This window comes from Streptomyces sp. NPDC001515 (assembly GCF_053597115.1).
Genome location: NZ_JBSFHN010000012.1, coordinates 123499 through 137045 on the forward strand (window position 1 = coordinate 123499; position 13547 = coordinate 137045).

Genomic DNA, 13547 nt, shown 5'->3' on the forward strand with positions numbered 1-13547 from the left:
GCTGTACGGAGGGGGAGAGGGACCATCGTGGGGTGCGGCGGGACCGGCGGACGGTCAGCGCGCGGCGGTGGCCGGCGCGGATTCCCGCGCGTCCGGTCCGGCGGCGTCCTGCCCCGCCATCTCGTCGGGCGAGGGGGCCTTCATCGGGTCCCACTTGATCGCCAGGCAGGTGATCATGCCGAGCAGCGGCACGACGGACAGCACCAGGAAGGTGTCGGCGAGGCCGAGCCCCTCCTTGATCTGCGGGAAGAGGTAGAGCCCGGCGACACTGCCGAAGCTGCCGACCATTCCGGTGACGCCGGTGCCCAGCGCGCGCACGTCGCTGCTGTACGAGAGCGCGGCGATGGACTTGCCGTTGGCGCCCGGCCCCGTGGAGTGGCAGAGGATGAACAGCACCGGCAGCAGGAACGCCACCGCCGTGGGCACCTTCTCGAAGGTCAGCCCCATCGCCACCAGGGCGACGAACACCCCGGCGAACCCGGCGGCGGAGCTGAGCCGCAGCCCGAGCCGGCGCCCGAAGTACGCCGACAGCAGCCCGCCCGCGATGCCGAAGGCGTTGAACACCATCGAGCCGATCGTGGCCTTCTCGAAGCTCTCGCCGAAGATCGTCAGACTGATCAGCGGGAGGTACCAGCCGACCGCGAAGTACTGCATCGACTGACCCAGTGAGATCACCGAGGACAGGATCGTGCGCGGCAGGTAGTCGCCGCGGAACAGCACCCCGGCCTGCCGGAAGCCGATGGCGGGGGCCTCGCTCGCGGCCCGGGTCGCCTCGTCGGGCTTCCCGGCGACCGCCTTGATGCCGTAGATCCGGTCGAGGTTGAGGACCGCCTCGTCCAGCCGGCCCTTGCTCGCCAGCCAGGTGGGGCTCTCCTTGAGCATCAGCCACTGGCCCAGCAGCAGCGCGACCGCGACGACCGCGGCCGACCCCACCGACCAGCGCCAGATGTCCGCGCCGACGTCCAGGTTGAAGAAGAGCAGGGCGAGCGCCAGATTGCTGGTGGTGGCGACGTACCAGACGGCCTGCCACAGATTCAGCCGGCCGCCCAGCTTGGCGGGGGTGTACTCGGCGAGCAGCGCCATGGCGACGGCGAAGTCGATGCCGTACGCCACGCCCACCAGCACCCGGCCCAGCCAGACGACGGTGAAGTCGCCGGCGAACGCGGCGAGCAGCGCGCCCGCGATGGCGAAGACCTTGGCGAGGAGCAGCGGGGGTACCCGGCCGATCCGGGTGGCGAGCCAGCCGCCGAGCGGGTTGAAGACGATCGCCAGGGCCGGAGCGGTGGCCGTGAGGATCGAGACCTGGGTGCTGGTCAGCTCCATCTGGGTCGTCATCGGCCCCAGACCGGCGCTCAGCGCCGCGTTCGAGTAGGCGTCGAGGAACAGCCCGCCGAATACGAGGAACCAGATGACCTGCGCCCGGCCGGTGATCTTTCCCAGCCCATCGATGAGCGCAACGACGTCGCCGACGCCTTTGACGCTCGGACGTTGTGCCATGAATCCGCCTTCGAGGAAGACCCATCGGCGGCACGGGGAGCACAAGAAAACAGGCATGACGAAACCACCGACAGGTGGTCTATGTCTGTGCCTGCCAAAACACTGCGGAAAGCGCCGCAGCACGTGAAGTGCGACTTACACGAGGAGGTTAGGAACGTCCCCGGAGGCGCGTCAAGGGTTTCCGGCAGGTTACCCAAACGTGACGAACGGTCCCGGAGCCGCCGCGCGGCCCCGGGACCGCGCAGGTCAGCGCCCTGCCTGGAGCGCCGCCCAGGTGGCCGGGCCCACGATCCCGTCGGCGGACAGACCCCGGGCCGACTGGTAGGAGCGCACCGCGGTCGCCGTCGCCGGACCGAAGGTGCCGTCGATGCCGACCGTCGTGCCGAGCGCCGCGGTCAGCGCCCGCTGGAGCCGCTTCACCGCGTCCCCGGAGCCGCCCTCGGCCAGCGTGGGCGTGCTGCCCGCCGACAGCAGCGCGGTCCAGGTTCTGGCCCCCACCACCCCGTCGGCGTCCAGCCCGCGCGCCGTCTGGAACGCGGTGACGGCCGACGCGGTGGCCGGTCCGAAGCTGCCGTCGACCGAGCCCGCCGGGAAGCCCTGCGCGTTGAGGAGCGTCTGCACGGCGCTCACCTGCGGGCCCGCCGAACCGCTTCGCTGGGTCGCGTACGAGGGGAAGCTGAGCGCGTCCGTGCCGGGCGAGCCGCCGGTGCTCCCGCCGACCAGCTGCATGTAGCGGTTCCAGTCCCAGTACTGCCCCGGGTCGGTGTGGTCGTTCCCGGGCGCCTCGCTGTGGCCGATGATGTGCGCCCGGTCTTTCGGGATGCCGTACCGGTCGCACAGGTACGCGGTCAGCGCGGCCGAGGAGCGGTACATGCTGTCGGTGAACCAGGTCGGGTCGTCGATGAAGCCCTCGTGCTCGATGCCGAGCGAGGAGGAGTTGGCGCTGCGCGCGTGGTACGCGGTGTCGGCGTCCCGCACCATCTGGGTGATCTGGCCGTCCGAGGAGCGGATCACGTAGTGGGAGCTGACCTGGGAGGCCGGGTTCTGGAACCAGCTGATGGAGCCCGCGTACGAGCCCTGGGTGACGTGGACGACCACCTTGTCGATCGTCGCCGAGCGGCCCTTGGCGTAGTTGGCCGGGTCGGCCGGCACCCAGAGGGCGGAGGGGTAGTCGGCGCTGCGGGTGCTGACGGCGGTGGCGGCCGCGTCCTTGCGCGGGGAGACGGGACGGGCGGTCACCGAGACGGGTTCGCCGTCGGGGGTGACGGCGTCCAGTCCGTCCGCGAGGAAGGTGAAGACGGTGTCGGCGTAGAGGGCGGCCGTGGGGCCCTGCGAGCCGCTGTAGCGGGCGACGACCGGGTACCAGGCGTTCAGGTCGTCGCGGTCCTTCGCGTCGAGGCCGAGGCTGTCGGCGTACCCGCGCAGCACCGCCGCGCCGCCCAGGATGTTGGTGGTCGTGTCCGTGCGCAGCCGGATCAGGGGGGCGCCGGTGAGGTCGGCGGCCCGTTCCAGGGTGTGCTGGGCGGGGTTGCTGACCAGGTGCATCACCCCGAAGCCGTTCGCCTGGCTGGGGCGTCCGTGGTGGCCGTCCAGCCGGGTCTCCCCGTAGCCGACGGCGGCGAGCAGATCGCGCGGGACGTCGTAGGCGGCGGCCGCGCGGGCGAGGGCCCGGTTCATCGGGTGCCCGGTGTCCGTCGAGGCGAGGGCCGGGGTGCCGGTCGCGGCGAGGACGGTGGCGGTGAGGGCCGCCAGCACCGAGGCGCGGGCCTTGGTGTGGGCGGCGGCGCGTGTGGGCATACCTGCTCCTGCTCTGTGGGGGAGAAGAGGAGCGGCCCCCGGGCCCGACGGGCGGGCCGAGGGGCCGCGAAGCCCGCCCAGGGTATCGATCTGTTCAGGGCATGACAACGAACCTCAGGCGTGTCGAACGGCCTTTCACCCCAATGGAGTTGACGGCATCAGGGGGGCCGGGGCCCGGGGTGATCGGGCCGCCGGGCCCCGGTCCGCGGACCGGGGCCCGGCGCCACGGACTACCAGCGGTCGCGGTGGATGACGTCGGCCACCGGGCGGCGCCGCACCGGACCGAAGTTCCCCATCGGCCAGCCGACCGGGATCGCCGCGAAGGTCTCCATGGACTCCGGGATGCCCAGGGCCTCCTTCCACTCCCGCTCCAGCATCAGATGCCAGATGGTGATGTTCGCCGCGAGCCCCAGCGCCCGGGCGGCGAGCAGAATGTTCTGCACCCCCGGGTAGACGCACGAGCCCTCGGCCAGCGCCTGGAAACGGGTCTGGGTGCTCGTCATGTGCTCGACCCCGGCGGGACCGAGCGCCTGCGCGTAGGCCACGAGCCCCTCCTCGTCCAGCCGGGGCTCGGGGAAGCGGTAACAGGGCACGATCAGCGCCGGGGTGTCCGCGAAGTGGTCGCGCTGGTACTCGATCGCGGCCACCATCCGCCCGTACGCGGCCTCGTCCATGCCCTCCGGCGCGAACTTCCCGGTGGTCGCGAGGTATGCGTCCACGCACCGCTTCCACAGCGGCGCCAGACGCGCCATCACCTCACGGTCCGTCACCACCACGTACTCGTAGCACTGCATGTTGCCGCCGCTGGGTCCCCAGACGGCGGCCTGTATCAACTGTTCCAGCGTCTCCTGCGGAACCGGCTCCGGCTTGAGGCGGCGCATCGCGCGCATCGTGGACATCGTGGCGAACAGGGCCTCGGACGCGGCCGCTTCGGCCCCGCGCGTCGTTTCAGTGGTCATGATCGCGGAGTGTACGGGCGCGGGCGCCCGCGCCCGAGGAGCCCCCCCGCCGTCAGCCGGTCCGGCGCAGCCGCACGACCGGGATCTCGCGCGAGGTGCCCTCCTGGTACTGCGCGTACCGGGGGAAGAGCGCCACCAGGCCCGGCCAGACCCGCTCCTTCTCCCGCGCCGACAGCGTGCTCGCCTCGGCCGGGAAGCGCTCGGTGCCCACCCGCAGCTCCACGGCGGGATTCTCCAGCAGGTTCAGATACCACAGCGGATGGCTGTCGGAGCCGCCGTTGGACCCCACGATCAGATAGTCGTCCCCGTCGCGCCCGTACATCAGCACCGTGCGCCGCACCGCCCCGCTGCGCCGGCCCACGTAGTCCAGCAGCAGGCAGGGTACGCCGAGCTGCGTGGTGCCCTTGGTGCCGCCCGAGGACTCGTACAGCTCCGCCTGCTTCGCCACCCAGCCGCTCGGGCTGAGCCGCGGGGCCGCCCCGCCGCCGTTCTCCACCGTCATGCCGACTCCCTCGCTCGTCCGTCCGCCCATCGTCGCATCCCCACCCCGCCCACCACGGGATTCGCACACCTGGACAGGCTTCCCATCGCACGGGGGAACGCGGACCGGAACGGCCTCCGACAGGGCGTATAAAAGGTTCCTCCGGACCGGCCGGCGTCCCCCGACGGCACTCACACCGCACGCGGCAAGGCGTCACCGCGTACGACAGGCAGGAGTGCCCCCATGAACACGGCAGACGAGATCCGCACCTTGCTGGTGACGAACTTCGGGACCGACCCGGTGGCGATCGGCCCCGAGGTGCCGCTGCGTCAGCTGCGGCTGGACTCCCTGGCCCTGGAGGAACTGCGGCTCCTCATCGAGGACCGGCTCGGTGTGGACCTCGACGACGTCCAGCTCACCTCGCGCGACACCGTCGGCCGGCTCGTCGAGGCGGTCCGCGGACGGGCCGCCGCATGACCGCCCCCCACCGGGCCGCGCCGTTCGCCGCCGCCGTCACCGGCATCGGGCTCGTCACCTCGGCCGGCGTCACGGCCGCCGCCGCCTGGCACGGGGTCACCTCCGCCCAACAGGCCCCCCACGTCCCGCACCGGACCGAACTCCACGACCTGCCCTGCGACTTCATGTACACCGTCGCCGGGCTCGACCCCAGGGCGGTGCTCGGCGTCGCCGCCCAGCGGCTCATGGACCGCTTCTCCCAGTTCGCCGTCATCGCCGCCCGCGAGGCCGTCGCCGACGCCGGACTCGACCCCTCGGCCTGGGACAGCGGACGCGTCGCCGTCGTCATCGGCTCCGCCCACGGCGGACTGCCCTTCTACGACGAACAGCACACCGCCCTGACCGAGCGCGGCGCCCGCCGCGTCTCCCCGAAGCTCGCCCCGCTCTCCGTCGTCAACGGGGCCGCCAGCAGCGTCGCCACCGACCTCGGCGCCCAGGGGCCCAGCCAGGCCGTCTCCACCGCCTGCTCCTCCGGCACCGTCGCCATCGGCACCGCCCACCAGATGCTGCGCACCGGAGCCTGCGACATCGTCGTGGCCGGCGGCGCCGAATCCGTCTGCTCCCGGCTCCTCATCGCCAGCGCCTGCCGCCTCAAGGCCGTCTCCACCCGGCGCGACGACCCGCAGGCCGCCTGCCGTCCCTTCGACACCCACCGCGACGGCTTCGTCGTCGGCGAGGGCGCCGGACTCCTCGTCCTGGAACGCCCCGAGCACGCCGCCGCCCGGGGCGCCACCGTCCGCGCCCTGGTCGCCGGTTACGGGGCCTCCAGCGACGCCTACTCCGCCGTCGCCCCCGACCCCGACGGGCTCGGCATCGAACGCGCCCTGCGCACCGCGCTCGCGGACGCCGGACTCACCGCGACGGACATCGGCCACGTCAACGCCCACGGCACCTCGACGCTCGCCAACGACCTGATCGAGGGGACCGTGCTCCACCGCGTCCTGGGCGACCACCCCCTGATCACCTCGACCAAGGCGATGACCGGGCACACCCTCGGAGCGGCCGGCGGCATCGAGACCGCCCTCACCGTCCTCGCCCTCCAGCACCAGCTCGTCCCGCCCACCGCCAACCTCGACGCCCCCGACCCCGAGATCCCGGTCGAGGTGGTGAGCAAGGAGGCCCGACCGGCCGTGTTCGACGCCGCCGCCAAGACCTCGCTCGGCTTCGGCGGGCACAACGCCGCGCTGATCCTCACCCGGGCCTGACCGACGGGACCCCCACCCCATGCCCCTGCCCACGCCCGACGAGACCGTCCGCGCCCTCACCGTGCGCGGACTGCGCTACCGCTACCGCGTCCTGCGCTGCCCCGAGCCCCGCACCGAACCGGTCGTCCTGCTCGGCGGCGCGCTCCAGGGCATCCACGGCTGGCCGCAGATGGACGCCCACCTCGGCCCGTACGCCGACGTCGTCACCATCGACCTGCCCGGCGCGGGCGAGGCGGACCCGCTGCCGTCCGGCGGCGACGGGGACGACCTCCTGTGCGAGGCGGTCACCGGGGTCCTCGACGACCTCGGCGCCGCACGCGTCAACCTCTTCGGCTTCTCCTACGGCACCACGATGGCGTTCGGCTGCGCCCGCAGCGACCCCGGCCGGATCGCCCGGCTGGCGCTCGGCGGGGTGCCCGCCCACATCGGGGACGCGCAGCGCGAGCGATGGGCGGCCGCGGTCGCCCGGCTGCGGGCCGGGGACGCCGAAGGGCTCGCCGTGCTCGCCTCGGACGTGCTGCTCTGCACCGACCCGGAGCGGCCGGTCCACCGCAGGGCCCTCACCCGCAGCTATGTCCGCCGGGCGTTCACGCAGGCGCTGACCCGGTCCCCGCACGCCGAGCGCTCGCTGATCCGGGCGCTCGGCCACCGGCCGGACTTCTCCGGCGGACTGAGCGGGGTGCCCGCCCTCGTCTTCGCGGGCGAGCACGACACGGTGACCTCCGCCGAACGGCAACGGGCCTTCGCCGCGACGATCGAGGGCAGCCGCTTCCTGACGATCGGGGAGTCCGACCACTGGGTGGTGCTGGAGCGCTCCGAGGACGTGGCGGAGCTGATCACCCGCTTCTTCACCGACCGCCCGCTGGAGGGCGCCGCCGCGCTGCGCCCCGTCGCCCCGCTGCCGCGTCCGCGCGCGGCGGACGCGGCGCCGCCGGCGGTCCGGGGCCGGGACGCCCGCTGAGCGCCCCGGCCCCGGACCCGCTCCGGTGGATCAGGGGCGGCCCTCCACCGTGACCCGCACGATCTGCGGGTCGTGGTCGCTCGCCTGGTCGGCGAACTCCGCGTTGATGTGCACCACGTCGTAGTCGAACCGGCGGATGCCGGGGCTCGTCAGGATGTGGTCCAGCGTCTGCGAGTTCCCGTCGTACACATAGCTGTACCGCTCGTCCGCGGGCAGCGTGGTGATGAGCGGCTTGAGGACCTTGCCGTCGGTCAGCGCCGAGACCGTCGGCGAGAACGCGAAGTCGTTCAGGTCGCCGAGCGTGATGACCCGGGCCGACTTGTCCGCCGCCAGCAGGGACTTGACGAAGGCGTTGACCTCGGTCGCCTGCTGGATCCGCTTGGTCTCGGAGCTGCGCGAGGGCTCCTGGTAGCGGCCGTGCAGCGGCTGGTCGCCGCCCTTGGAGGCGAAGTGGTTGCCGATCACGAAGACCGGCTTGCCGTGGAAGCGGAACTCGCCCACCAGCGGCTTGCGGCTGTCCGCCCACGCGGCGCTCGCCGGGTTGATCCGGCCGGGCGACACCGACAGGGCCACGCCCTTCTTGGTCGGCACGGCGGCCACCGGGGTCGTCGCGTCGCCGCCCGCGCGGTCCACGAAGGAGACCCGCTCCGGGTTGAAGAGGAACACGTTGCGGATGTTGCCGCCCGGCTCCCCGCCGTCCTGGCCGTCCTGCGGGGCGACGTACCGCCAGGCGTAGCGCGGCCCGCCCGCCGCGACGATCGCGTCGGTGAACCGCTTCAGCGTGGCCTCGGAGCCGACCGTGCCGTCGTTGACCGCGCCGTTGTCGTCCTGGATCTCCTCCAGCGAGACGATGTCGGGGGAGGAGAGGTTGACCGCGATGCCCCCGGCGAGCGTGTCGAACTTGGCCTGGTCGTCCAGCGCGTCCAGGTTCTCCACGTTGTACGTGGCGACGGCGAGTTCGCCGCCCTTCTGCCGCCGGGTGACCTCCCGCTCCAGGTGATGGTCGGTGAGGGTGCCCATCTCGGTGGCCTGGAGGTTGTACCCGCCGTACGAGGCGTAGTCGATGACGCCCGTGGTGGGCCCCGACAGCACGTCACCCACGTTGCCGACCGGGAAGGGGCGGCCGGTGTCGAGCGACATCACCTTGATCCGGCCGCTGTTCTGGTCGGTGTAGGAGGAGTAGAGCGTTCCGCCGCGTGCGGTCGGGTTCTGCTCCGGGGCTACGGTCACCCAGATCTCGTCGTACGCAGTCGTCGCACCCGTGACCCGGGTGTCGGCGATCCGCACCCGGACGCCCTCCAGCGACTCGTAGAGGTCGAGGGCGTACGCGGACGGCTTCAGCGGCAGTCCGTCGATCGAACCGCCGCCCGCCGTCGGGCTGTAGGCGGCGGGTACGGAGGCGGCGTCGAGCACCACCGGGGCGGGCAGCGGGTTGCCGGAGGACAGCACGGTGACCCGGGGCGCCGTGATCTCGGTGACGGACTGGGTCGTGGACGAGGGGTAGTACTCGTCGACCACTCCGCTGACCAGCACCGCGTCGCCCACCGCGACCTTCGCGTCGGCCGAGCCGGTGTAGACGAACACCGCCTCGCTGGTGCGCGGGTCGGCGTCCGGAGCGGTGTCCTGGATCCAGAAGCCGCGCGAGCCCGAGGTGCGGACGGCGGTGACGACGCCCGGGACGCCGGTGACGGCCTTGCCGTCCAGCGGAGAGACCCGGGTGGTGCCCTGGATGTCGTGGACGCGCACGGTGCCGGGCTCGGTCGGATTGCCCGGCTCGCCGGGGCCCTCGCCGCCGCCGGAGGTCTCGCCCGCCGCGTTGACCGGGGTGGGCGTCCCCGCGGCGAGGTCGGCCGCGTTGTCGTCGGTGTCCGCGAGGGAGGCCGGGCGGGCCACGGAGGCGGCGGCGGAGGCGCCGGTGGCGGGGCCGCTGCCCTCCCGGACGACGGCGGAGCCGTAGCCCACGAGGTCGACGATCCGGGTGTCGGCGGCGCAGTCGGCCGCGGTCTTGCAGGTCAGCGGGGTGGTCCCGGAGACCAGGGCGATGGTGCCGCTGGTGGCGGACATGGCGACGGTGCCGGTGGCGTCCGGGGTGGGCAGGGCGACGGTGCCGCCGGTCCCCGCCGCCTCGGCGACCAGATAGCGGCCGCCCGCGCCGACCGAACCGCTCAGTGCCGAGACCTGCCACAGCGAACCCGCGGAGGGGGCCCCGGGCAGGTACTGGACGCTGTACCCGGACAGGTCGAACGCGCCGGAGCCGACCCCGGCCAGCTCGACGAAGTCCCGGGTGAGCGTCGCGCCCGAGTTCCCGCCGCCGCCGTACACCTCGGAGATCACGACGGTGGAGGACGGAGCGGCGAAGGCGGCGGGCAGCGCGGTCGCCGAGAGGGTCACGGCTACCGCGCCGGCCAGCAGGACGGAACGGTGTCTGGATATACGCACGGAAACTGCCCCTCAGAGTGTGGTGAGGGTGCACAAGCTATGCGCGTAGAACAGCCGATGACAAGGCATCAGAGGTTAATTCCAGGAATCGGTCCGATCCGGTCCGGACCGGGCGCGGGCGGTCAGATACAGCGCCGGGACCGGGAAGAGCAGCAGGAAGAGGTTGGGGATCCACCAGGTGGGCGACCAGTCGCCGCGCAGCGCCCAGAAGGCGACCGCCTGGAGACCGGCGGTGCTGGTCAGGGTGAGCGAGACGGTCATGAGCGTGTGCTGTCCGGGCCGGCCGCGCCGGGCGAGGACCAGGGCGGCCAGGCCCGTGGCGCTCGCGGCGGCGTCCAGCGGGAGGAAGGAGTAGTTCCAGTCGGTCATGACCGGGTCGGTGTAGTCCTTGTAGGCCAGCTCGGCGGGGATGAGGCCGAGCAGGGCCGTCGCCCAGTAGAGGGCGAACCCCAGATCGGTCACGAGCATGGTGGCCTTGACCGTGCCGAGGGCGGAGGGCCGCCGGGGCGGGCAGGAGGCGAGGGCGGCCGGACGTGCCATCAGTGGGAGAGCCCTCCGCCCAGATACATCACGGCGACCCCGAGCACGATGAGCCCCGCGCCCGCCACCGTCGCCGTGCGCAGCTGCTCGTCGAAGAGGAGCACCCCGCCGACCAGGGCACCCACGGTGCCCAGACCGGACCAGACCGCGTAGACGGGGCCGACGTCCAGGCTCTTGAGGGCCTGGGCGAGCAGGACGAACGCCGCCGCGTAGCCGAGGACGACGACCACGGTGGGCCACGGCCGGCTCAGTCCGTGCGAGGCGCGCAGCGAGAGGGTGGCGATCACCTCGGAGACGATGGCGCCCGCCACCATGACGAACCCCATCAGACGCCCTTCGCCGGCTCGATCATCCCGCGCACCAGGGCGCGGAGCCGGCGGTGGTCCTCGCCGCGCGGGTCGGCGAGACCGAGCAGCCGGGCGGTCCACCAGCCGTCGACGGCCATCCGGACCAGGGTGCTGACCCCGGGCGGCAGCCCGTCCCGGTCCAGGCGCTCCTGCCAGGCGCGGTAGCGCTCCTGGAGGACGTCGAGCACGGCGGGGCCGTTGGCGGCGGCGAACAGGGCGACCGGGACTGAGCCCTTCGTCGGGTCGTCGTCCTCGGGGGACTCGGGCGGGATGGAGGCGTCGAGCCAGGCCAGGGTGAAGGCCCCGGGCGGGGCGTCCTCGCCGGGCAGGACCGCCTCGAAGCGGCCGACGAGCCGGCGCACCACCCCTTCGACCAGGGCCTGGCGGGTGGGGAAGTGGTGCAGCAGCCCGCCCTTGCTCACCCCCGCCTCGGCCGCCACGGCGTCCAGCCGGACCCCGTCGATGCCCCTTTTCAGCAGCACGCTCTCCACTGCGTCAAGGATTCGATCATGCATCGACGGGCCCCGTTTCTCCGACTTTCGGCATTGTCCGACCGTCTGGACGGTCGAATGCAGGCTAGCATGGCGCCCGAGGCCATTCCCGGGAGGGTTCCGGGGGGTGTTCCGAGGGTGGGGCAAAGCGGCTCCATTAATCGGAACCGTTAATTCCATGCCGACGTCCGGGCGCTCCGGGCGCGGGTTGACATGGCGTCGGCGACTTGCCTACGTTCTTTTCGATGGGGCCGGTTCGGACACGGAAAGCGGCTGAAGTGATCTTTCAAACGGGGGGATTTGAATGGTTCACGGTTCGTCCGAGAGGTAACGGCGACTCCCGGGTGCTCCCGAGCCCCGGTTGAGCGACCACGGCGAGCGCATTCCGGTGGATCAGCGTCGATCCGTCGCGCTCGCGCGTCCGGGAATGACGCACCGGACCAGGTGACGGCTCGTTTTCGAGTTCTTGCGATATGTCCTCGGCATGCGCCCAGGACATGATCGCCCTTTTCTCTGGAACATCCGAATGAGGCGGGCGCCTGTGGCGTGCCCGCATTCCGGTGGGAGAGTTTCGTGAACGCTCGATTAACATTCCCCGACGTCTACGACCGGCTCGACGAATACCGTGCGGCCTCCGATCTGATGAGCGCGGGAATGTACCCGTACTTTCTCCCTCTCGACGGGCACGAGGCGTCCGTCGTCCGACGCGCCGGCCGCGAGCTCATCATGTGCGGCTCCAACAACTACCTGGGCCTGACCGGCGACGACCGCCTCGTCGGAGCCGCCGAGGACGCCCTGCGCCGGTACGGCACCTCCTGCACCGGCTCCCGCTTCCTGAACGGCAACACGGACCTCCACGAGCAGTTGGAGGCCGAACTCGCCGCGTTCCTCGGCAAACCCGCCGCGCTCGTCCTGCCCACCGGCTACCAGGCAAACCTCGGTGCCGTCGCCGGACTGCTCTCGCCCCGGGACTACGTCGTCGCCGACCGGGAGGCCCACGCCTCGCTCATCGACGGCTGCCGGCTCAGCGGCGCCCGGATGCGCTGGTTCCCGCACAACGACGCCGAAGGGCTGCGCACCGCCCTGGAGCGCATACCCGACGACGCCGCCCGGCTCGTCGTCGTGGACGGCGTCTACTCCATGGAGGGCGACCTCTGCGACCTCCCCGCCGTCGTCGAGGTCTGCGCCGAGTACGGCGCCCGGCTCCTCGTGGACGACGCCCACGGCCTCGGGGTGCTCGCCGAGGGCCGGGGCACCGCCGCCCACTTCGGACTGACCGACCGGGTCGACCTGATCACCGTCACCTTCAGCAAGTCCCTCGCCTCCATCGGCGGAGCCGTGCTCGGCAGCGAGGAGGCCATCCACTACCTCAAGCACCACGCGCGCAGCCTGATGTTCAGCGCCTCGCCCACCCCCGCGAGCACCGCCACCGCCCTCACCGCCCTGCGGGTGCTGCGCGCCGAACCCCATCGCGTGGGCCGGGTCCTCGCCAACGCGGCCCGGGTGCGCCAAGGCCTGGCACGGGCCGGCATCCCCACCGGCGACAGCCCCACCCCGATCGTCCCCGTCCCGATGGCCGGGGCCACGGAGACCCTCACCGCCTGGAACCGCCTGGTCGAACGCGGCGTGTACGTCAACCCGGTCATCCCGCCCGCCGCCTCGCCCCGGCTGCGCACCAGCTACACGGCGGCGCACACCCCCGAACAGCTCGACCGGGTCGTCGAGGCCCTCGCCGCCGAGGTCCCGGCCGGCGGCCCCCGGCACCGTGCCGCGGCAGCGGCCACCGCGGCCTGATCCGGTGCGGCCCGCCACCGGCGCCCTCCCGGCCGTGGCGGCGGCGGCCGGGGTGATCGCCACCGCGTACGTACGCCCCTGCGCCGACCGCTTCGGGACGGGATCCGTCCTCGCCGCACTGCTCGTCTGCGCGGCGGCGGGCGCGCTCGGCTGCCGGTTCGCCGCGCGGCTCGCCACCGCCCGGCTGACCGGGGCGCTGGCCGCCGCACTGCTCGGACTCGGCACCGCCCTGGCCCTGCCCGGCACCCCGGCGGCGACGGGCACCGCCGCGGCCGTGCTGCTCGCCGGGGTCCCGGCGGCGGTCTTCGCCACCGGCTGCCTGCTGCGCGCCCTCGCCCCGTCCGCCCTGCGCGCCTGCGTCCGGGCCGGGCCCGCGCTGGCCGCCGGGGGAGCGCTCGGCGCGCTCTGGCCGCCGCAGGCCCGCGCGGCGGCCGGCGCCTGCCTCTGCGCCGTCGCCCTGCTGCTCCTCCTCCCGACCGCCACGCCCCCGACCGACCGAACCACCGACCAAGGAGCCTGA

General features: G+C 73.0%; 13 protein-coding genes. 5 read left to right on the top strand and 8 right to left on the bottom strand.

Annotation, left to right across the window (positions count from 1 at the left end; translation table 11 throughout):
• Positions 1–54 precede the first annotated feature (54 nt).
• The 4 genes from ACWCXC_RS15325 to ACWCXC_RS15340 all read right to left on the bottom strand — a co-directional run bounded on the left by ACWCXC_RS15325 (position 55) and on the right by ACWCXC_RS15340 (position 4755).
• Positions 55–1497 carry an MFS transporter gene (locus tag ACWCXC_RS15325; protein WP_450889069.1) on the bottom strand — a complete coding sequence of 481 codons (1443 nt, stop codon included), beginning with the start codon at positions 1495–1497 and terminating at the stop codon, positions 55–57.
• Positions 1498–1743: 246 nt separating this feature from the next.
• A complete protein-coding gene (locus tag ACWCXC_RS15330; RefSeq protein WP_450889071.1) occupies positions 1744–3294 on the bottom strand; it encodes a peptidoglycan recognition protein family protein in 1551 nt (516 codons plus the stop codon).
• 230 nt (positions 3295–3524) lie between these two features.
• Entirely contained in the window at positions 3525–4253 is a 729-nt protein-coding gene (locus ACWCXC_RS15335; RefSeq protein WP_450680420.1) for a nitroreductase family protein, read from the bottom strand.
• A 52-nt stretch (positions 4254–4305) separates the two neighbouring features.
• Positions 4306–4755 (bottom strand): nitroreductase family deazaflavin-dependent oxidoreductase, encoded by a 450-nt coding sequence (locus ACWCXC_RS15340; protein WP_450680419.1) that lies wholly within the window; start codon positions 4753–4755, stop codon positions 4306–4308.
• A 222-nt stretch (positions 4756–4977) separates the two neighbouring features.
• On the opposite strand from ACWCXC_RS15340, the gene ACWCXC_RS15345 reads away from it, so the two are divergent.
• From ACWCXC_RS15345 to ACWCXC_RS15355, 3 genes are read left to right on the top strand one after another with little or no spacing between them, the layout of a single operon-like run.
• A complete protein-coding gene (locus ACWCXC_RS15345) occupies positions 4978–5211 on the top strand; it encodes an acyl carrier protein (RefSeq protein ID WP_450680418.1) in 234 nt (77 codons plus the stop codon).
• Positions 5208–6455, top strand: a complete 1248-nt coding sequence (locus ACWCXC_RS15350; protein WP_450889074.1) for a beta-ketoacyl-[acyl-carrier-protein] synthase family protein — start codon at positions 5208–5210, stop codon at positions 6453–6455. Before ACWCXC_RS15345 ends, ACWCXC_RS15350 begins: the two co-directional genes overlap by 4 nt.
• Positions 6456–6474: 19 nt before the next feature.
• Positions 6475–7416, top strand: a complete 942-nt coding sequence (locus ACWCXC_RS15355; RefSeq protein ID WP_450889076.1) for an alpha/beta fold hydrolase — start codon at positions 6475–6477, stop codon at positions 7414–7416.
• 30 nt (positions 7417–7446) lie between these two features.
• Here ACWCXC_RS15355 and ACWCXC_RS15360 read toward each other — a convergent pair whose 3' ends face one another.
• The 4 genes from ACWCXC_RS15360 to ACWCXC_RS15375 all read right to left on the bottom strand — a co-directional run bounded on the left by ACWCXC_RS15360 (position 7447) and on the right by ACWCXC_RS15375 (position 11233).
• Positions 7447–9855 (bottom strand): endonuclease/exonuclease/phosphatase family protein, encoded by a 2409-nt coding sequence (locus tag ACWCXC_RS15360; RefSeq protein WP_450889078.1) that lies wholly within the window; start codon positions 9853–9855, stop codon positions 7447–7449.
• Between the two features lie 75 nt (positions 9856–9930).
• Complete coding sequence (locus ACWCXC_RS15365) at positions 9931–10395, bottom strand: DUF5360 family protein (protein ID WP_450889080.1); 465 nt, start codon at positions 10393–10395, stop codon at positions 9931–9933.
• Positions 10395–10721 (bottom strand): DMT family transporter, encoded by a 327-nt coding sequence (locus tag ACWCXC_RS15370; RefSeq protein WP_450680413.1) that lies wholly within the window; start codon positions 10719–10721, stop codon positions 10395–10397. Before ACWCXC_RS15370 ends, ACWCXC_RS15365 begins: the two co-directional genes overlap by 1 nt.
• Positions 10721–11233, bottom strand: a complete 513-nt coding sequence (locus tag ACWCXC_RS15375; RefSeq protein WP_450889082.1) for a TetR/AcrR family transcriptional regulator — start codon at positions 11231–11233, stop codon at positions 10721–10723. The genes ACWCXC_RS15370 and ACWCXC_RS15375 overlap by 1 nt, the downstream gene beginning before the upstream one ends.
• A 573-nt stretch (positions 11234–11806) precedes the next feature.
• Between ACWCXC_RS15375 and ACWCXC_RS15380 the strand changes: the two genes are divergently transcribed.
• Positions 11807–13027, top strand: a complete 1221-nt coding sequence (locus tag ACWCXC_RS15380; protein WP_450680411.1) for an aminotransferase class I/II-fold pyridoxal phosphate-dependent enzyme — start codon at positions 11807–11809, stop codon at positions 13025–13027.
• Between the two features lie 4 nt (positions 13028–13031).
• Positions 13032–13547 carry a hypothetical protein gene (locus ACWCXC_RS15385; RefSeq protein ID WP_450680410.1) on the top strand — a complete coding sequence of 172 codons (516 nt, stop codon included), beginning with the start codon at positions 13032–13034 and terminating at the stop codon, positions 13545–13547.

Excerpts from the sequence above, each read along its gene's own strand:
- ACWCXC_RS15355 (WP_450889076.1), top strand. The coding sequence starts at position 6,475 with ATGCCCCTGCCCACGCCCGACGAGACCGTCCGCGCCCTCACCGTGCGC.
- ACWCXC_RS15335 (WP_450680420.1), bottom strand. The coding sequence starts at position 4,253 with ATGACCACTGAAACGACGCGCGGGGCCGAAGCGGCCGCGTCCGAGGCC.
- ACWCXC_RS15370 (WP_450680413.1), bottom strand. The coding sequence starts at position 10,721 with ATGGGGTTCGTCATGGTGGCGGGCGCCATCGTCTCCGAGGTGATCGCC.
- ACWCXC_RS15340 (WP_450680419.1), bottom strand. The coding sequence starts at position 4,755 with ATGACGGTGGAGAACGGCGGCGGGGCGGCCCCGCGGCTCAGCCCGAGC.
- ACWCXC_RS15350 (WP_450889074.1), top strand. The coding sequence starts at position 5,208 with ATGACCGCCCCCCACCGGGCCGCGCCGTTCGCCGCCGCCGTCACCGGC.
- ACWCXC_RS15345 (WP_450680418.1), top strand. The coding sequence starts at position 4,978 with ATGAACACGGCAGACGAGATCCGCACCTTGCTGGTGACGAACTTCGGG.
- ACWCXC_RS15365 (WP_450889080.1), bottom strand. The coding sequence starts at position 10,395 with ATGGCACGTCCGGCCGCCCTCGCCTCCTGCCCGCCCCGGCGGCCCTCC.
- ACWCXC_RS15330 (WP_450889071.1), bottom strand. The coding sequence starts at position 3,294 with ATGCCCACACGCGCCGCCGCCCACACCAAGGCCCGCGCCTCGGTGCTG.
- ACWCXC_RS15325 (WP_450889069.1), bottom strand. The coding sequence starts at position 1,497 with ATGGCACAACGTCCGAGCGTCAAAGGCGTCGGCGACGTCGTTGCGCTC.